16 protein-coding genes are annotated in these 17972 nt (G+C 72.6%); 3 read left to right on the top strand and 13 right to left on the bottom strand.

Annotated elements, in window-relative coordinates:
• Positions 1-345: 345 nt before the first annotated feature.
• The 3 genes from ACIF9R_RS21835 to ACIF9R_RS21825 all read right to left on the bottom strand — a co-directional run bounded on the left by ACIF9R_RS21835 (position 346) and on the right by ACIF9R_RS21825 (position 3345).
• Positions 346-1857 (bottom strand): potassium/proton antiporter, encoded by a 1512-nt coding sequence (locus ACIF9R_RS21835; RefSeq protein ID WP_399982535.1) that lies wholly within the window; start codon positions 1855-1857, stop codon positions 346-348.
• Positions 1858-1884: 27 nt separating this feature from the next.
• Positions 1885-2181 carry a DUF3040 domain-containing protein gene (locus ACIF9R_RS21830; protein WP_399982532.1) on the bottom strand — a complete coding sequence of 99 codons (297 nt, stop codon included), beginning with the start codon at positions 2179-2181 and terminating at the stop codon, positions 1885-1887.
• Between the two features lie 738 nt (positions 2182-2919).
• Complete coding sequence (locus tag ACIF9R_RS21825) at positions 2920-3345, bottom strand: VOC family protein (RefSeq protein WP_399982529.1); 426 nt, start codon at positions 3343-3345, stop codon at positions 2920-2922.
• 188 nt (positions 3346-3533) lie between these two features.
• On the opposite strand from ACIF9R_RS21825, the gene ACIF9R_RS21820 reads away from it, so the two are divergent.
• Positions 3534-3830, top strand: a complete 297-nt coding sequence (locus ACIF9R_RS21820) for a zinc-ribbon domain-containing protein (protein ID WP_399982527.1) — start codon at positions 3534-3536, stop codon at positions 3828-3830.
• A gap of 49 nt (positions 3831-3879) precedes the next feature.
• On the opposite strand, the gene ACIF9R_RS21815 is transcribed toward ACIF9R_RS21820, so the two are convergent.
• Positions 3880-4584 (bottom strand): TIGR03943 family putative permease subunit, encoded by a 705-nt coding sequence (locus tag ACIF9R_RS21815; RefSeq protein WP_399982711.1) that lies wholly within the window; start codon positions 4582-4584, stop codon positions 3880-3882.
• A gap of 8 nt (positions 4585-4592) precedes the next feature.
• Positions 4593-5702 (bottom strand): permease, encoded by a 1110-nt coding sequence (locus ACIF9R_RS21810; protein WP_399982524.1) that lies wholly within the window; start codon positions 5700-5702, stop codon positions 4593-4595.
• A 191-nt stretch (positions 5703-5893) separates the two neighbouring features.
• On the opposite strand from ACIF9R_RS21810, the gene ACIF9R_RS21805 reads away from it, so the two are divergent.
• Positions 5894-7768 carry a potassium channel family protein gene (locus ACIF9R_RS21805; RefSeq protein WP_399982708.1) on the top strand — a complete coding sequence of 625 codons (1875 nt, stop codon included), beginning with the start codon at positions 5894-5896 and terminating at the stop codon, positions 7766-7768.
• Between the two features lie 216 nt (positions 7769-7984).
• Here the strand turns inward: ACIF9R_RS21805 and ACIF9R_RS21800 are convergent, their stop codons facing one another.
• Positions 7985-9832, bottom strand: a complete 1848-nt coding sequence (locus ACIF9R_RS21800; RefSeq protein ID WP_399982522.1) for a prolyl oligopeptidase family serine peptidase — start codon at positions 9830-9832, stop codon at positions 7985-7987.
• A gap of 233 nt (positions 9833-10065) precedes the next feature.
• Between ACIF9R_RS21800 and ACIF9R_RS21795 the strand changes: the two genes are divergently transcribed.
• A complete protein-coding gene (locus ACIF9R_RS21795; protein WP_399982520.1) occupies positions 10066-10944 on the top strand; it encodes an SURF1 family protein in 879 nt (292 codons plus the stop codon).
• Here ACIF9R_RS21795 and ACIF9R_RS21790 read toward each other — a convergent pair.
• The 7 genes from ACIF9R_RS21790 to ACIF9R_RS21760 form a co-directional block, all read right to left on the bottom strand.
• Positions 10911-12221, bottom strand: coding sequence for a hypothetical protein (locus ACIF9R_RS21790; protein ID WP_399982517.1), 1311 nt, complete (start codon positions 12219-12221; stop codon positions 10911-10913). The two genes, ACIF9R_RS21795 and ACIF9R_RS21790, sit on opposite strands and share 34 nt — an antisense overlap.
• A 305-nt stretch (positions 12222-12526) precedes the next feature.
• Positions 12527-13102, bottom strand: coding sequence for a SigE family RNA polymerase sigma factor (locus ACIF9R_RS21785; RefSeq protein WP_399982705.1), 576 nt, complete (start codon positions 13100-13102; stop codon positions 12527-12529).
• Positions 13103-13597: 495 nt separating this feature from the next.
• On the bottom strand, positions 13598-14671 hold the full coding sequence (locus ACIF9R_RS21780; RefSeq protein ID WP_399982515.1) for an aspartate-semialdehyde dehydrogenase: 1074 nt from the start codon (positions 14669-14671) through the stop codon (positions 13598-13600).
• Positions 14671-15948 carry an aspartate kinase gene (locus ACIF9R_RS21775; RefSeq protein WP_399982513.1) on the bottom strand — a complete coding sequence of 426 codons (1278 nt, stop codon included), beginning with the start codon at positions 15946-15948 and terminating at the stop codon, positions 14671-14673. The genes ACIF9R_RS21780 and ACIF9R_RS21775 overlap by 1 nt, the downstream gene beginning before the upstream one ends.
• 256 nt (positions 15949-16204) lie before the next feature.
• On the bottom strand, positions 16205-16864 hold the full coding sequence (locus ACIF9R_RS21770) for a DUF5063 domain-containing protein (RefSeq protein ID WP_399982510.1): 660 nt from the start codon (positions 16862-16864) through the stop codon (positions 16205-16207).
• Positions 16857-17456, bottom strand: a complete 600-nt coding sequence (gene recR, locus ACIF9R_RS21765; protein ID WP_399982507.1) for a recombination mediator RecR — start codon at positions 17454-17456, stop codon at positions 16857-16859. The genes ACIF9R_RS21770 and recR overlap by 8 nt, the downstream gene beginning before the upstream one ends.
• 110 nt (positions 17457-17566) lie before the next feature.
• On the bottom strand, positions 17567-17908 hold the full coding sequence (locus ACIF9R_RS21760; RefSeq protein WP_399982504.1) for a YbaB/EbfC family nucleoid-associated protein: 342 nt from the start codon (positions 17906-17908) through the stop codon (positions 17567-17569).
• Between the last annotated feature and the right edge of the window lie 64 nt (positions 17909-17972).

The following is a 17972-nucleotide window of genomic DNA, read 5'->3' as shown; positions in this document are numbered from 1 at the left end:
CCGGCCGAAGCGGCCGTGCCGTCCGGGCGGGACGGGCCGTTCGCGCGGGGCGGTACCGCCGGTGACGGCGGCTCGGCGGTCCCGCCTTCCGGCGGGGGAGCACCCTGGGAGCGGGACGGGCCGGGGATCAGGCGCCGGAGGGGGCGCTGCCCGGTTCGGGAACGCTGTCGCGAGCGGTGTTGTCGATCCGTACGGGCCGGTTCATGTCACATCGACGCATGTCATGTCCCCCCGTCAATCCGAGATCCGCTTCTCAAACCGAGCGTTCGGCCGCTCAATGGAGCGCCAAGACTCGGTAAAGGAGTTTACCGCACGACGAAATACCCATTCATCGCATTCACTCGGTTATCCGCCGGAAACGCTCGGGGACCCGTGTTCACCGTGCCAGCGGGCCAGTTTGCCGCTGCGCCCGATGGCCCGCAGCCGTCGTTCCGTCGCTTCGCGGGTCAGCGGGGTCGTGATGAGCAGGAGTTCGTCGCCGGAGCGCAGCACCGTGTCCCGGTCGGGGACCAGGGTGACGCCGCCGCGGACGATCAGGGTGACGACGGTGGGCGGCGGCAGCCGGAGCTCGAAGACGGCGACACCGTGCAGCCGGGAGCCCTCCGGAATACCGACGGTGAGCAGGTCGGCGTCCAGGACGTCGAGGGGCGCGGCCTCCACCTGGATCTCGCGCAGCGCACCCGTACGGACCAGGCCCAGGCGGCGGGCGACGGCGGGCAGGGTGGGGCCCTGGATGAGGGTGAACATGATCACGAGGACGAACACGATGTTCAGCACCTCGCCGGCCCCGGGGATCCCCGCGACGATGGGGAACGTGGTGAGCACGATGGGCACCGCACCGCGCAGCCCGGCCCAGGAGATGAACGTCTGCTCGCGCCAGGGGATCGGGAAGGGCAGCAGGCAGAGCACGACCGAGATCGGACGGGCGACCAGCAGCAGGACCGATCCGACGACGAGGGCCGGGACGATCGCGGCGGGCAGTTCGCTGGGGTCGACCAGCAGGCCGAGCATGACGAACAGGCCGATCTGGGCGAGCCAGCCGACGCCCTCGGCGAAGGACCGGGTGGCGGCGCGGTGCGGCAGCGGGGCGTTGCCCAGCACCATGCCGGACAGATAGGCGGCGATGATGCCGCTGGCGTTGACGGCTCCGGCGGCGGCGAAGGCGATGACGCCGAAACCGACCGTGGCCAGCGGGTACAGCCCCGTGGCGGGAAGGGCGATGTGCCGCAGCGCGGCGGCGCCCAGACGGCCGATCAGCACACCGAGGGCGCCGCCCACCGCGAGCTGGTAGAGCAGGTTGAGCACGAGCGGCCCGGGGCCGGGCAGGTCGGCGGTGGCGGTGGAGAACACCGTGACCAGGATGATCGTCGGGGCGTCGTTGAAGCCGGACTCCGCCTCCACCAGACCGCGCAGTCTCTGCGGCATCGGCAGGGCGCGCAGGACGGCGAACACGGCGGCGGCGTCGGTGGAGGAGACGATCGCCGCGAGCAGCAGCGCCAGCTGCCAGTCCATGCCCAGGAGGAAGTGCGCGCCGGTGGCGGTCACCACGACCGAGAGGGCCACGCCCACAGTGGCGAGCACACTGGCGGGCGCCAGCTGGCGCCGGACGTCGTCCCACCGGGTGCTCAGACCGCCCTCGACGAGGATCAGGCCGAGCGCCGCGGTGCCCAGTGCCTGGGCCAGCTGGGCGTCGTCGAACTCCAGACCGAGCCCGTCCTCTCCGGCGATCACACCGACCGCCAGGAACAGCAGCAGGCTGGGCAGACCGACGCGGTGGGCGGTGCGGGCGGCGGCGATGCTGGCCAGCAGCACGGCGCCGCCGATCAGCAGCGTCACATACAACTCGGACAGCGTCATCGGACGGTCCCCGCAGCGCGACCGCGTTCAGACGTCGCGTGGCGGCCCGCTGCCGCGGTGCCGCTCACCGCGGTGCGGGTCGAACATCTCGCCGGCCACCCCGGCCAGTACCAGCCCGGCGGCGATGAGCAGCCCGTGGGCCACGGCGATGCCGGCACCCAGCACGGCCAGCGCGGCGGCGAGCAGCAGCCAGGCCCTGGCGTACCGGTACTCGCGCGGCGGGCAGGGGCGGCCGTGTCCCAGGCCGCGGGCGAACCGGGGGTCCTCGTGGAGCAGACGGGCCTCGATCTCGTGGAGGCGTTCGTCATCCGGTGGTCCGTCCATGCGCCTCTTCTCGGCCGCCTCCTCGTGGCAGGGGGCGGGGGGAAGGTGTGGTCGCGGTCGCCGGTGTGGTGCATCTGCTCTCCTCGCGTATCCCGTACCCCACGATCACACCAGGGCGAAGTGGCGCGGCCACACATACGCGGCCGCGACCGTGACGGTGACCGCGGTGACGATCAGTCCGTAGCGGCTGAGCCGCCGGAACGAGAGGGGGTGACTCCCGGCCACCGACGGCCACCGCCGAGGGGTCCGGAGGCGGCGCGGTGTGCGGGACGCAGCGAGTTGGCACGGCGCCGATCGACATCATGCCGAGCAGTGGGAGGACGACGTTCCGGTGGACGGCGGCGAAGACCGCCACCGCCCTCCGTGCCGTGGCACTCACCGCGAGCCGCTCGGCGCCGATCCCACCCTTCCGGCGGCCTCGGGCGTTCGTTCCCGCGCGGCGGCCGAGCGACACGGCAACAGCACCAGAGGGGCCGGGACGGACACGTCGTGGAGGCCGGTTCGGTGCGTCACCGCGTGCATCAGGGTGCGGACTCCTCTCGGGATCCGGCAGCCGTGCGGTCCGTTCCGCGAGGCGCGTGATACCTCTGCGGCAGGACGGGCGCGGGGCAGGCCGGGGAGTGTGGTGATCACACCCTCACCTGCCGGGGGAGGCGCGGACCATCGGGGACGACACCCAAATGGGGCGGGGTGGGACCCGCACGGATGGCGTGACACGTGGGTGTTGTCCCCTATGCGCTAGTCAGCTATGCGCTGGTCAGCAGGTCGGCCCCCGTCCGCGCCGGCCGGAGTCGCCCACTCGACTAGCTGGACGACGACCCCGTTGGGGTCGGTGACCTGTAAGCGCCACTCGCCCCACGGCTCCTGGCGCAACGGCAGGGTGATGTCCGCCCCCTGCTCCCGCAGCCGCCGCTCCTCTTCCTCGATGCCCGCGACGGTGAAGGCCAGGACGACCCCGGAGGCGTGCCGGTCGCGTTGGCCGGCGGGCAGGACCTCGGTGCCCCGGCGCAGCAGGACGATGTCGACGGCGGCGCCGCCGCGGGTCAGTGAGGCGAAACCGTCGGCGGCGGCGATCTCCTTGTATCCGAGGCAGGTGGTGAAGAACTGCTGCGAGGCGGTCACGTCGTCGACGGTCAGCGACACGGTGGAGACAGTGATCTGCACAGGCTTCTCTTCTCTCTCGGGGCGATCGGGCCGGTGGCGGGGGCATCTCTCACGCGACCAGACTGTCAGCGGACGGGCCGCGCGCGCTTGTGCCGGGTGCGGCAGTCTTGCGGGCGGTCACGTTGCCGACCGCCCCCACCGTCTGGTGTGGTGGTTCGGGGGGACCTGCCCCGGGAAGGATCGACGACATGATCATTTTTGGTACCAAGGGGTACGTGTACCAGCTGGCGATACTGACGCTGGTGTGCGCGCAGTGCGGGAACCCTTCCGCGCACACGCTCAGGAAGCGGGTCACGAAGTTCACCCTGTTCTTCGTGCCGCTGTTCCCGGTCTCGACGAAGTACGCGACGCAGTGCACCTTCTGCGGCGCCGAGCAGAAGATCACCGGGGAACAGGCCGAGCAGCTCCAGGCGCAGGCCATCGGCGGTGGCCAGGGCGGGCAGGGGCACGGCCAACCGCACCAGCAGCAGCCGTACCAGTCCTAGGGTCTGCCCGCCCTGGGGTCCGGTCCGCCTGTCCCGGGGCCTGCCCGTCCTAGCCGTTCCACTCGTCGTACGGGTTCGACGGGGCGGGGACCGGTCGCGCCCGGACGACCTCGATGTACGGCACCGGGCCGTCGTTGACCGGGTCCTTCGTACGGCGCGGGGTGTAGGTGCCGGTGATCTCCAGCCAGGTGTCCGGCCGCAGGACCGGGGGGACCGCGCCGGTCAGGGCGATCTTGACCGGCAGGCCGTCCGCGGCACAGCAGTTGAGGCTCATCCGGACCAGGTACGGGGCGTCCGTGCCGTTCGTGGCCACGAAACCGGTGACGCTGATGGGCCGGTCGCGCAGGTGACGGCCGTCGTCGTGGACCGCGCGGGCCGCGTACTCCCCGACGCTGAGCCTCAGCGGTCCCCGGGCGGGGAGTTCGGGGAAGCCCAGGGGCTTCTGCAGCGCGGTACCCGTGTGGGTGGCGCTGTAGGAGCCGAGAGCGGGCGGGGCGATCAGGATCAGGGCGAGCAGGGGGAGGGTGAGCAGCCAGGCGATACGGGGTTCGCGGTGCGCCTCCCCCGAGCGCGGCGGGCGCCGCCACTCGTACCGGACCGTCGCCGCCGCCGTCGCGATCAGTACCGCGCCCGACAGCAGCAGGAGCGGACGCAGGCCCGCCTTGACGTACCGCAGGTGGAGGTCGGTGAGACCGGTGTGCAGCACGGTCGCGCCGAGCAGGAACAGCAGGGCCGCCTGGGCCTGAGCGTCGATCCGCGCTCTCACAGCAGCACCGCTCCCGTCAGGACCGACACCGCGACGGCCAGGACGAAGGTCGCGGGGGCGAAGCGCAGGGCGAACGCCCGGCCGAACGTGCCGGCCTGCAGAGCGAACAGCTTCAGATCGATCATCGGCCCCACCACCAGGAAGGTGAGCCGCGCCGTCAGCGAGAACTGGGTCAGCGACGCCGCCACGAAGGCGTCCGCCTCCGAGCAGATCGACAGCAGGACGGCCAGGACCGCCAGCGCCAGCACCGACAGCACCGGATGACCGGCCGCCGCGCTCAGCCACTGGGCCGGCACCACCGCCTTCAGCGTCGCCGCGGCCATCGCGCCGACCACCAGGAAGCCGCCCGCGTGCATCACGTCGTGCCGTACCGACCCCCAGAACGCCGCCCCCCTGCTCCGGCCGTCGTCGTCCGCCGAACGGGCGGGCGGGCGCAGCCAGTCCGTACGGCCGAGACGCTGCCACAGCCAGCCCATCGCACACGCCACCAGCAGGCTCGCGACGAACCGGGCGAGGACCATCTCGGGGTTGCCCGGGAAGGCGACCGCCGTCGCCGTCAGCACGATCGGGTTGATCGCGGGGGCGGACAGCAGAAACGCCAGGGCCGCCGCCGGGGCCACGCCCCGGCGCACCAGCGCGCCCGCCACCGGGACGGACGCGCACTCGCAGCCGGGCAGCACCGCGCCCGCCGCACCCGCGACCGGCACCGCCAGCGCCGGCCGCTTCGGCAGGGCGCGGGCGAAGAACGACGGCGGCACGAACACCGCGATCGCCGCCGAGAGCAGCACCCCGAGCACCAGGAAGGGCAGAGCCTGTACGACGACGGCCACGAACACCGTCATCCAGCTCTGCATCACCGGGGCGGCCAGGGCGCCGCGCACGGGGCCCTGGAACATCAGGGCCGTGAGCAGGAACAGGGTGAGGAGGAGGGAGGGGCTGAACGGGCCGGATTCCTCGGGGGATGTCCCGTGCCCCCTCCCGTCGCGGCCGACCGTCCCTGGGGGCGTCTCCGGAGATGGGTCGTGAGGCGGGCCGTGAGGCGGGCCGTGAGGCGGGCCGGGTTCGGGCCCTCCGGTTCCGCGCGGGGACGACGTGGTGGTGGCCACGGGCCGGTGCACCTCCCAGGATGCGCGCGCGAAAGGACGGGGCCGCTCGGGTCCCCGGCCCTCTGGTACGGAGAACAGGGCACGCGCGTTCAGGGGGGAAGCCTGGAACCACCCGTCGTGATGAGGCAGTCTCTTCTCTTGTGGTGAGCCTCCTTCCCAACCCCGCCCCGCCGAGCGACCCTTCCGCACACATGGTGGTCTGCGGGGAGGACGGGCTCGCGCACCGGCTCGCCGCCGAACTGCGCGGTGTCTACCGCGAACAGGTGACCCTGGTCGTGCCGCGGGCCGGGCCCGGCGTGCGGCAGCCGATGGCCGGGCGGGCCCGCGCGGCCTCCGCCGCCCTGCTCGACCGGGTCGTGACCGCGGTCAACCGGGGCAACGGCGGGTCCGACGACACCCTGGCGCCCGGCGAACGGGTGGTGGAGGCCGCCGAGCCGACCGAGGCCGTGCTCGCCGAGGCCGGCGTGGCACGGGCCGCCGCGCTGGCGCTGGTGTACGACGACGACGAGACCAACATCCGGGCCGCCCTGACCGCCCGCCGGCTCAACCCGCGGCTGCGGCTCGTCCTGCGGCTCTACAACCGGCGGCTGGGGCAGCACATCGAGGAACTGCTCGACCAGGCCGCGGAGTTGGCGGGCGATGCGGTGGCGGGGCACGGCGTCACGGGGACCGACATCACCACGACGGTGCTGTCCGACGCCGACACGGCCGCGCCCTCGCTGGTCGCCACCGCCCTCGTCGGCACGAGCAAGGTGGTCGACGCGGAGGGGCTGCTGCTGCGGGCCGTGGAACGCCGGCCTCCAGGACCGGGCGAGGTGGCCCACCCGGGGCTCTGCACCCTGGCGTTGCTGTCCGCCACGAGCAACGACCCCGCCGGGGCCGAGGGTTCGGAGGACAGCGGCGATCAGGGGCCGCGGCTGCTGCCCGACGCGGCGGCGGTGGCGGCCGCCACCGGGCGGGGCACGGTGGTGCTGGAGCAGCTGTCCTACTCCGGACCGCCGTTGCCGGCCGGGCGGGGCGGACCGCCGTTCGCCTCGCTGTTCTCGCGGCGGTTGCGCTGGTCGCTCGCCGGGCTGGCGGCGGCGGTGATCGCGCTCGCCGTCGCGCTGACGGTGGTGACACGGGACAATCCGCTGCACGCCACCTACGTCACGCTGCTGGACCTGTTCGCGATCAACGAGCCCGCGCACCACCAGTCCACCGGGCGGCAGGTGCTGCAACTGCTGTCCATGCTGGTCGGACTGCTGCTGCTGCCGGTGCTGCTGGCGGCGGTGCTGGAGGCGCTGGGGACGTTCCGGACGGCGTCGTCCCTGCGGAAGCCGCCGCGCGGGCTGAGCGGGCATGTGGTGCTGCTCGGCCTGGGCAAGATCGGCACCCGGGTGCTGACGCGGTTGCGGGAACTGCACATCCCGGTGGTGTGCGTCGAGGCGGACCCGGAGGCGCGCGGCCTGGCCGCCGCACGGCGGTTACGCGTGCCGGTGGTGGTCGGGGACGTCACCCAGGAAGGCGTACTGGAGTCCGCGAAGATCCATCGCGCGGACGCGCTGCTCGCGCTGACCAGCGAGGACACGACGAACCTGGAGGCGGTGCTGTACGCCCGGTCCGTACGGCCGGATCTGCGGGCGGTGCTGCGGCTGTACGACGACGACTTCGCGAAGGCGGTGTACCGGACGCTGCGGACGGCGCACCCGGGTGCGCTGACGCGGAGCCGCAGTGTGACGCACCTGGCGGCGCCGGCCTTCGCCGGGGCGATGATGGGGCGGCAGATCCTGGGGGCGATCCCGGTGGAGCGCCGGGTGCTGCTGTTCGCGGCGCTGGTCGTGGACGGGCACCCGCAGCTGGAGGGCCGGACGGTGGGCGAGGCGTTCCGGGCGGGGGCGTGGCGGGTGCTGGCGCTCGACACGGCGGCGCGGGGCGGGGCGGCGACGGCGGGCGCGCCGGAGTCGGGGCTGGTGTGGGACCTGCCGGACACGTATGTGCTGCGGTCCGGGGACCGGGTGGTCCTGGCGGCCACCCGGCGCGGGCTGGCGGAGCTGCTGAGTCGCCGGGCGCGCAGCGCCACTTAGCGGGCGTCCGGTGCAGGGCTGGGACAAGGTGAGCATCACTTACCCGCGCTCGCGGGGTGCCGCTGCGCCCACCCGTGCCGCCCCAGCGGCACGACTGCCCGCAGCTGGGGGGGGGCCGGCTGCGGGGTGCCACCCCCAGCGCGGCGCCCGACGGTGCCCGCGGCCGGGGGCGGCGAGGTGGGTGCCGCCCGCCCTCGGCACCGTCGGCGCCCGCCGCTACACCGGAAGGTGTCTTCTCGCGAAGTCGAGTTCCAGGCGGGTCTGTTTGATGCGTTCGTCGACGACCAGCGACCCGTGACCGGCGTCGTAGCGGTAGACCTCGTGGACCGCGTCGCGCGACTCCAGGCGCTTGACGTAGTTCTCGATCTGCTGGATCGGGCAGCGCGGGTCGTTGACCCCCGCCGAGATGTAGACCGGGGCCGTCACCCGGTCGACGTAGGTGAGGGGGGACGACGCCTTGAAACGCTCGGGGACCTCTTCCGGGGTGCCGCCGAGCAGCGTACGGTCCATCGCCTTCAGCGCTTCCATCTCGTCGTGGTACGCCGTGACGTAGTCGGCGACCGGGACCACCGCGATGCCCATCGCCCACGCCTCGGGCTGTGTGCCGAGGCCGAGCAGGGTGAGGTAGCCGCCCCAGGAACCGCCGGTGAGGATCAGCCGGGCCGGGTCCGCCAGACCGGAGGCCACCGCCCACTCGCGCACCGCGGCGATGTCCTCCAGCTCGATCAGGCCCACCCGGTGCTTCAGCGCGTCGGTCCAGGCGCGGCCGTACCCCGTGGAACCCCGGTAGTTGACACGGACCACCGCGTAGCCGTGGTCGACCCAGGCCGCCGGGCCCGCCGCGAAGGAATCACTGTCGTGCCAGGTGGGGCCGCCGTGGATGTCGAAGACCGTGGGGAGCGGACCGGTCGCACCGGCCGGCTTCTGGACCAGGGCGTGGATACGGCCGCCGGGCCCCTCCACCCATACGTCCTCCACGGGCACCGACCCCGGCGACTTCATCCCGGGCGGGTCGAGGACCACGCCGCCCGCCGTGGAACGCACCGCAGGCGGCTGCGCGGCCGACGACCACAGGTACTCCACGCTGCCGTCGGGCCGGGCCGTCGCTCCCGATACCGCGCCGCGCGGGGTGGGGATCCTCACCAGCCGGCGCCCGGCCAGGTCGTAGCGGAACAGCTCGCCACGTGCCTCGAAGCCGTGCGCCACGAGCAGCCCCGTGCCGTCCGGGTACCACTCGGCGCTGACGTCGCCGGGCAGGTCCAGCGCGAGGTCCGTCTGCTCCCCCGTCGCCACGTCCCACACCAGGGGCTCCCAGCGTCCGCGCCGCTGGTGACCGATGAGCAGCCGGGTGTCGCCCGCGACCGGCGCGAAGCCCAGCACCTCCAGGCCCAGCTCCTTGGTGCCGCCCTCGGTGTCGTCGAGCTCGGCGACCGTCGTGCCGTCGGGACGCATCACCCGCAGCGCGGAGTGCATCGCGTCACCGTGCTCGGTGTGCTCGACGGCGATCAGCGAACCGTCGTAGGAGAGGTCGCCGACGCCCGCAGACTCACGGTGCCGGTACAGCTCCACGGGCGGCTCACCGGTCCGGGCGAGGTGGATCGTCGTACCGTCCTCGTCCGTGGAGCGGCCCACCACCGCCGTACGGCCGTCCCTGCCCAGCGCGAGACCGGCGGGGTAGGACGGGTCCAGGCCCGGTGCCGCGAGCTCGTCCTCGCCGCCCGAGAACCGCTGCCGGCGCCAGACGCCGAACTCGTCGCCGTCCTTGTCGTCGAACCACCAGATCCACTCGCCGTCCGGCGAGAGCACGCCGTCCGTCGTGCCGTTGGGCCGGCAGGTCACCTGACGCTGCTCGTCCGTCGAACGGTCCCACGCGTACAGCTCGTACGTCCCCGTCGCGTTCGACACGAACAGGGAGCGCTCCGGGGCGTCCTCGGCCCAGTCGGGCAGCGACACCCGGGGTGCCCGGAAGCGCTTCTCCCAGTCGGGCATGCCCGCGCCCTGTTCCACTCGCTCGGTCTGGTGGTCCGCCCGGCCCGGCGCGTCGGACCCGTTGCTCACAGTCATGAGGCCATACTGCCCGTCCCGCGGGCATTCCAGCGACATGGTCCCCAGCCCTGTGGACAACCTGCACCGGATCCGTCACCGTCGCCGTACCCTCCGTCTCCCTCCGTCTCCCTCCGCAGGTCGGGACGGGCGGCCCCGGCGGTGGACGGGAAGGTCCGCGCGGGCGGCGTCCGCGCGGGGCGGGGCCGACCCCACGGGCGGGCTTCGGTCCGCCTGCCCGTACCGTTGGGGGCGTGTACCGGTTTCTGCTGACGCCCCGCTGGTGGGGGATCAACGTCTTCCTGCTGCTGTCCATCCCCTTCTGCGTCTTCATGGGGTCCTGGCAGCTGGGACGGTTCGAGGACCGGGTGGACAGCCACCGCGACGCCGAGGAGCGGGTCGTCTCGGACCAGCGCGAGAAGGCCAGGCCGCTGGACGGCCTGCTGCCCGTGACCAAGGCCACCTCCGGCAAACAGACCACCGCGAGCGGACGCTACGACACCCAGCTGCTCGTGCCCGACCGGCAGCTGGACGGCGAGGACGGGTACTACGTCCTCACCCTGCTGCGCACCGACACCGGCCGCGCGCTGCCCGTCGTACGGGGCTGGCTGCCCGGCGATCCCGACCCGGCGAAGGTGCCCGCGGCGCCCACCGGTGAGGTGACCGTCACCGGTGCGCTCCAGGCGTCCGAGACACCGGGCAGCAACGGCGTCAGCGCCCGCAGCGGCCTGCCCGAGGGCCAGACGGCCGCGATCAGCGCGGCCTCCCTGGTGAACCTGGTGCCGTACGACGTGTACGACGCCTGGGTCACGCTCAACCGCGGTGATCCGGGGATGCGGGCGGTACCGGCGTCCGCGCCGGACGGCACCGGCCTGGACCTGAAGGCGTTCCAGAACCTGGGCTACACCGCCGAGTGGTTCGCCTTCGTGGGGTTCGTCATCTTCATGTGGTTCCGTCTGCTGCGCCGTGAGGTGGAACTCGCCCGCGACGCGGAACTGGGCCTGACCGCGGCGGAGGACGAGGCCGGGGACACCGGGGAGTCCGAGGAGGGCTCCCCGGACTCCGGGGACTCCCGGGACTCCGGCGACGACCTCCCCCGTCAGTCGACGGGCGTCAGCAGCCCCGTCCAGTAGACCGTCCCCGCGCAGGCGTTGGCCACCGTCGCGGTGGCCGAGCTCGATCCCGTCGACGCGGTGTACGTCACCACCACGCTGCCGTCGGCCCCGCCGTCCTCCCGGACCAGCTGGGTGCCCGTGTCGCTGTCGGCGCCGGCGGACGCGCCGGTCGTCGACGTCGGGGGGGCGCTGGGGGACGGGTCGGGCGAGGGGCCGCCGGTGCCGCCGCCCGTGGGGTCTCCAGGGTCGGGGCACGTCTCGGAGGGCACCCAGGCGAACCGCACCTCGTAGGCGGCGCCCGGCTCGAGCACGAGCCGCGGCGCTTCCAGGGAGGGGTTGGGCAGACCGGCCGCCGCGTCCCCCGCCACATGCCGCGCCGTGCCCACCTTGGCGGCCGAGGCCGCGCCCTGCGCCGTCACGCTCACCCCGCCGGCACCGTCGACCGCGCAGGCGGCGTCGGAGACGTTGGTGACCCCGAAGGAGCCGTAGACCGCGCCCGTCGAGTCGGGGGCGGTGCTGCTCGCGGCCGCGGGGCCGAGCTGGGCCGCGGTGCAGGGGTCCGCCGTGGCGGAGGCACCCGCCGAGGGATCGGTCCCCTCGGTCGCGCCGGCACCGGAGCCGGTGCTCGTGCCGCTCTTGTCCTCGTCCTGCCGGCCGCCCGTGCCGCCGCCGTCCACCGGGTCCGAGGAGCCGCCCGCGGTGCTCTCGCCGCTGCCCGGGTCCTCGTCCTGGCCGGTGCCGCCGGGCGCCTGCGAGGCGTGGCCCACGGCGGACGGGTCGGTGTCGGAACCGGCGGTGCCGGAGACATGCACGGCCGCCGGGACCGCCGTACCGAGGAAGAGAGCCGCGGCGGCCATGCCGACGAGGGCATGACGCCTGCGTGCCCGGCGGGCGGGTACCGCCCGGCGCAGATGCTCCAGGGTGCCGTCGCCCGGCTTCACCTCGCGTACCGCCTGGTGCAGCAGGGCGCGCAGTTCCAGCTCGTCCGAGTCGAGCCCTTCGGGGCTTCGTTCGTCCAGGCCGTCGTTCACAGTTCCGTTCCCAGCGTGCGTGTGCTTCGGCTCTTGCTCGTGCGGCGCCGCCGGTACGCGCGACCGCACGGGCCCGTCCTCCGGCTCCCGGGCGCCTACGGGCCCCCGGGCGTCCTCCAACTCCCGGGTGCCGGTGGACTCCTGGGCGTCCTCCACCTCCCGGACGCCTGCGGACTCCCGGGCGTCCTCCACCTCCCGGACGCCTGCGGACTCCCGGGCGTCCTCCACCTCCCGGACGCCTGCGGACTCCCGGGCGTCCTCCACCTCCCGGGTACCTGCGGGCCCCCTGACGTCCTCGGGTTCCCGCCCGGCGTCGGACTCGTTCCCGCTTTCGGAGTCCGGTGCGCTCTCGGACCCCTGTGCGCCATCGGACCCCTGCGCGCCATCGGCCCCCTGCCCGCCCGTGGGCTCCGGCACCCCCTCGGGCGCACGCGAAGCCTCCGGCTCACGGCCGGGCGCACGCGAAGCCTCCGGCTCACGGCCGGGCGCATGCGAAGCCTCCGGCTCACGGCCGGGCGCACGCGAAGCCTCCGGCTCGCGTTCCTCGCGCCGCGCGTCCTTGCCCTCGCTCATGCCGACGCCCCCATGGCCAGCCGCAGCGCCGCGATACCGCGCGAGCCGTACGCCTTCACCGAGCCCAGTGAGATCCCGAGCGTCTCGGCGACCTGTGCCTCCGTCATGTCCGCGAAGTAGCGCAGCACCAGCACCTCGCGCTGGCGGCGCTGGAGGCCCTTCATCGCCTTGATCAGGGAGTCGCGCTCCAGCTGGTCGTAGGCGCCCTCCTCCGCGCTCGCCATGTCGGGCATGGGCTTGGAGAGCAGCTTGAGACCGAGGATGCGGCGGCGCAGCGCGGAACGGGAAAGGTTGACGACGGTCTGGCGCAGATAGGCCAGGGTCTTCTCCGGGTCCCGGACGCGTTTGCGGGCGGAGTGGACGCGGATGAAGGCCTCCTGGACGACGTCCTCGCAGGAGGCGGTGTCGTCGAGGAGCAACGCCGCGAGGCCCAGCAGCGAGCGGTAGTGCGCGCGGTAGGTCTCGGTGAGGTGGTCGACGGTGGTGCCGGCCGGGACGGCGTCGTCCGCGCCGTCACGCTGACCGGGTATGCGGGCGGGGCGCGCTGCGGGCATCGGCGCGATCACCGGCATGCCGCCGCCGGACGCGCCGGACGTGCGGGGTCGGAGAGCCTGGCGGGGCGGCCGGAGGGCCATGCCACGCGGCGCCGTGAAATCGAGTACCTCAGCCACGCCAGTTGGACACACGTCCCCTCGTAAGGGTTGTACGTGCCGGGCGTCACTCTTGCGGTGGCCGGTGCCGTCGGCCGCCCGTCCGCATCAGGCAGCACCACCGACAGCACATCAAATGCCCTCATGCGTCCCGCACTTCCCCTGTGATTCATATGAACGGGCGTCCCCACGCCCGGTTCCAGCCGTCCCCACGCCTGGAAGGCAGCGTCCCCGCGCCCCGGAAGGGTGAACGCAAAGACGCTCCCCGCCCCCCGCGCGGTTGCGGGAGACGGGGAGGTACATCCTCGTGCCATCCTCGGTCGCCCGGACCTGCAGGTACAAGTGGTCCAGACCGAGAACCCGGCACAGGAGTCTTACATGGATCCTACAAATGATTCCTGTGCGATCCAGAACTTTTTACTGTTCAACCACCACGAGTTCGGCGATCTGTGCGGTGTTGAGCGCCGATCCCTTGCGCAGGTTGTCGCCGCACACGAACAGCTCCAGCGCCGTGGGGTCGTCCAGGGCCCGTCGTACCCGCCCGACCCACGTCGGGTCGGTGCCGACGACATCGGCGGGGGTGGGGAACTCCCCCGCAGCCGGATTGTCGAACAGGACGACGCCGGGGGCGGTGGCGAGGATCTCGCGCGCCTTGTCGACGGTGACCTCCCCCTCGAAGCGGGCGTGCACGGTGAGGGAGTGCGTGGTGACGACGGGGACGCGGACACAGGTGACCGCGACGGGGAGCGAGGGCAGGCCCAGGATCTTGCGGGTCTCGTCCCGTACCTTCATCTCCTCCGAGGACCAGCCGTCCTCGCGCGGCGACCCGGCCCACGGTACGACGTTCAGCGCGACCGGTTCCGGGAACGGCCCGGTGTTGTCGCCCACGGCCCGCCGCACGTCACCGGGGTGGGTCCCCAGCTCCGTACCGGCCACCAGGGACAGTTGTTCGCGCAGGGTCCGCACGCCCGCGTGTCCCGCGCCGCTGACCGCCTGGTACGAGGAGACGACCAGCTCGCGCAGGCCGAACTCGGCGTGCAGCGCGCCCAGCGCGACGATCATCGACAGGGTGGTGCAGTTCGGGTTGGCGATGATCCCGCGCGGCCGCCGCCGTACCGCGTGCGGATTGACCTCGGGCACGACGAGCGGCACGTCCGGGTCCATGCGGAAGGCGCCGGAGTTGTCGACGACCACCGCGCCCCGCGCGGCGGCGACGGGCGCCCACCGCTCGGCGACCTCGTCGGGTACGTCGAACATCGCGACGTCGACCCCGTCGAAGGCCTCCTCGGTGAGCGCCACGACCTCGACCTCCTCGCCGCGCACGGCCAGCTTGCGGCCGGCCGAACGCGGGGAGGCGATCAGCCGGATCTCGCCCCAGATGTCCGCCCGCTGGGACAGGATCCGGAGCATGACCGTGCCGACGGCGCCGGTCGCGCCCACGACCGCGAGCGTCGGCCGCCCGGAACGTCCGGGTCCCGCGGTGGTGGCCATCAGCGGCCGGTGCCCCCGTAGACCACGGCCTCGTCGCTGTCGGAGTCGAGCCCGAACGCGGTGTGCACGGCGCGGACGGCCTCCGGCACGTCGTCCTTGCGGGTGACGACCGAGATGCGGATCTCGGAGGTCGAGATCAGCTCGATGTTCACGCCCGCCTCGCTGAGCGCCGTGAAGAAGTCGGCCGTGACCCCGGGGTTGGTCTTCATCCCGGCGCCGACCAGGGAGATCTTGCCGATCTGGTCGTCGTAGCGGAGGGAGTCGAAGCCGATGGCGCCCTTGTTCTTCTCCAGCGCGTCGATGGCCTTGCGGCCGTCGGTCTTCGGCAGGGTGAAGGAGATGTCCGTCAGGCCCGTGGAGGCGGCGGACACGTTCTGCACGACCATGTCGATGTTGATCTCGGCATCGGCGATCGTGCGGAAGATCGAGGCGGCCTCGCCGGGCTTGTCCGGCACACCGACGACCGTGATCTTGGCCTCGGAGGTGTCGTGCGCGACACCGGAGATGAGAGCCTGCTCCACCTGCTTGTCCCCTTGCTTCTTCGGCTCGCTGCTGACCCACGTGCCCTGCAGTCCGCTGAAGGACGAGCGGACGTGGATCGGGATGTTGTACCGGCGGGCGTACTCCACACAGCGGTGGAGCAGCACCTTGGAACCGGAGGCCGCCAGTTCGAGCATGTCCTCGAACGCGATCCAGTCGATCTTCCTGGCCTTGGTCACCACACGGGGGTCGGCGGTGAACACGCCGTCGACGTCCGTGTAGATCTCGCACACCTCGGCGTCGAGCGCCGCGGCGAGGGCGACGGCGGTGGTGTCGGAGCCGCCGCGGCCGAGCGTCGTGATGTCCTTGGAGTCCTGGCTGACGCCCTGGAAACCGGCGACGATGGCGATGTTGCCCTCATCGACCGAGGCCCTGATCCGGCCCGGCGTGACATCGATGATGCGGGCTTTGTTGTGGACCGAGTCGGTGATGACACCTGCCTGGCTGCCGGTGAAGCTCTGGGCGTTGTGGCCCAGGTTCTTGATCGCCATAGCCAGCAGGGCCATGGAGATCCGCTCTCCGGCGGTCAGCAGCATGTCGAGCTCGCGCCCGGCAGGGATCGGGGAAATCTGCTCTGCCAGATCGATCAGCTCGTCCGTCGTGTCGCCCATCGCGGAAACCACGGCGACCACCTGGTGGCCGTTCTTCTTGGCTTCCACGATTCTCTTGGCGACGCGCTTGATGCCCTCGGCATCGGCTACGGAGGAGCCTCCGTACTTCTGCACGACAAGGCCCACGTGCGCTCCTCGCTCAATCCGTCGTTTTCCGCGGTCCGCACACACAGGTGTGCGCCGCGGTCGGTTCAGTCTATCGAGCGTCCGAAAAACCCCTCCGCGATACCGCATCGTGAGACTCCCGGCGCCCGTGCAGTGGGGCTCATGCCCACCCCGGCACGGCCCACTCGGAAAAGTGCCCCGCGTCACACACGGGCGCGGTCGACGAGGTCCGTGAGGGGTTCGGTGTCGAGGGTGATGCCGACGGGGCCGGGAGGCCTCACGTGACCGGGCGTACGCCCAGGGGAGCGCCGATCTCCTCCGCCATGACCTTGCCCGCCTCGAACTCCAGGGTGTCGTCGCCCATGTGCTGGTCGGTGTCGAGGCCGTCGAGGGCGGCGAGAGGCTGGTTCAGGCGGACGTGGGCGACCACCGACTGGAGGGCGCGCAGGGTGGCGGAGGCCGTGGAGCCCCAGTTGGAGAAGTAGGAGAACTGCCACCACCACAGGGCTTCCGAGGTGCGGCCGGCGCGGTAGTGGACCATGCCGTGGCGGAGGTCGGTGATGATGTCGGTGAGATCGTCGGAGATACGGGCCGGGACGGACGCCTGGCGGGGCTCGTACGGGTCGAAGACCTCGGAGTAGACGTCGATCGGTTCGAGGAGGCGGGCCAGGTTCTCGCGGAGCATGTCCACGTCGGGCTCCGGGCCCGGGTCGGGCTCGTAGCGCTCGTCGGGGACGATGTCCTCGTGGGCGCCGAGGCGGCCGCCGGCCAGCAGGAGCTGGGAGACCTCCAGGAGGAGGAAGGGGACCGCCGAGTCCGGCTCGTCGCCCTTCGCCACCTCCGTGACGGCGACCAGGAAGCTCTCGATCTGGTCGGCGATCTGGACCGCGAAGTCGTCGGGGTTCTGGTGCGTCGCGTGCAGCGTGGCGTCAGACATCTAGGAGTCGTCTCCCCTCGAAGGCGCGGCCGAGGGTGACCTCGTCCGCGTATTCCAGGTCGCCGCCCACCGGGAGGCCGCTGGCCAGGCGGGTGACCTTCAGGCCCATGGGCTTGATCATGCGGGCGAGGTACGTCGCCGTGGCCTCGCCCTCGAGGTTCGGGTCCGTGGCCAGGATCAGCTCCGTGACGGTGCCGTCCGCGAGGCGGGCCAGGAGTTCCCGTATCCGCAGATCGTCCGGGCCCACCCCGTCGATCGGGCTGATCGCGCCGCCGAGGACGTGGTAGCGGCCCCGGAACTCACGGGTGCGCTCGATGGCCACCACGTCCTTGGGCTCCTCCACGACACAGATCACCGCCGGGTCGCGGCGGGCGTCGCGGCAGATGGCGCAGTGCTCCTCCTGCGCGACGTTCCCACAGGTCGCGCAGAAGCGGACCTTCGCCTTGACCTCGGTCAGCGCGTGCGCGAGGCGCCGCACGTCCGCCGGCTCCGCCTGCAGGATGTGGAAGGCGATCCGCTGCGCGCTCTTGGGACCGACGCCGGGCAGCCGCCCCAGCTCGTCGATGAGGTCCTGGACCACGCCTTCGTACAACGGACTGCCCGTCCTTCCTGGTGTTCCTGCAGTACGTACGGTAGAGGCCCGCGGGCCGTCTTAGAAAGGCCGGAAAGGCCACGAAGGCCGAGGGCCGGAAGGCCGGAGGGTCAGAAGGGGAGGCCGGGGATGCCTCCGCCGCCCAGACCCTGGGCGAGCGGGCCGAGCTTCTGCTGCTGGAGTGTCTGCGCGTTCTCGTTGGCCGCCTGGACCGCCGCGACGACCAGGTCCGCGAGGGTCTCGGTGTCCTCCGGGTCCACCGCCTTCGGGTCGATCCTCAGCGCGCGCAGTTCGCCGGAGCCGGTGACGGTGGCCTTCACCAGACCGCCGCCCGCCTGGCCGTCGACCTCCGTACGCGCCAGTTCCTCCTGGGCCTTGGCCAGGTCCTGCTGCATCTTCTGGGCCTGCTGGAGCAGCTGCTGCATGTTGGGCTGGCCACCACCGGGGATCACGATTCAGCTCCTTGGTCGGTCCGTCGGTCCGTGCTTCATGGTTCTCACGGTTTTTGCCGTTCGG

Origin of the sequence: Streptomyces sp. NPDC086080, assembly GCF_044540255.1 — a bacterium.
Classification (GTDB): domain Bacteria; phylum Actinomycetota; class Actinomycetes; order Streptomycetales; family Streptomycetaceae; genus Streptomyces.
This window is presented reverse-complemented; position numbering and strand designations above follow the sequence as displayed.

Excerpts from the sequence above, each read along its gene's own strand:
- ACIF9R_RS21800 (WP_399982522.1), bottom strand. The coding sequence starts at position 9,832 with ATGACTGTGAGCAACGGGTCCGACGCGCCGGGCCGGGCGGACCACCAG.
- ACIF9R_RS21835 (WP_399982535.1), bottom strand. The coding sequence starts at position 1,857 with ATGACGCTGTCCGAGTTGTATGTGACGCTGCTGATCGGCGGCGCCGTG.
- ACIF9R_RS21820 (WP_399982527.1), top strand. The coding sequence starts at position 3,534 with ATGATCATTTTTGGTACCAAGGGGTACGTGTACCAGCTGGCGATACTG.
- ACIF9R_RS21785 (WP_399982705.1), bottom strand. The coding sequence starts at position 13,102 with ATGCCGGTGATCGCGCCGATGCCCGCAGCGCGCCCCGCCCGCATACCC.
- ACIF9R_RS21805 (WP_399982708.1), top strand. The coding sequence starts at position 5,894 with ATGGTGGTCTGCGGGGAGGACGGGCTCGCGCACCGGCTCGCCGCCGAA.
- ACIF9R_RS21770 (WP_399982510.1), bottom strand. The coding sequence starts at position 16,864 with ATGTCTGACGCCACGCTGCACGCGACGCACCAGAACCCCGACGACTTC.
- ACIF9R_RS21780 (WP_399982515.1), bottom strand. The coding sequence starts at position 14,671 with ATGGCCACCACCGCGGGACCCGGACGTTCCGGGCGGCCGACGCTCGCG.
- ACIF9R_RS21830 (WP_399982532.1), bottom strand. The coding sequence starts at position 2,181 with ATGGACGGACCACCGGATGACGAACGCCTCCACGAGATCGAGGCCCGT.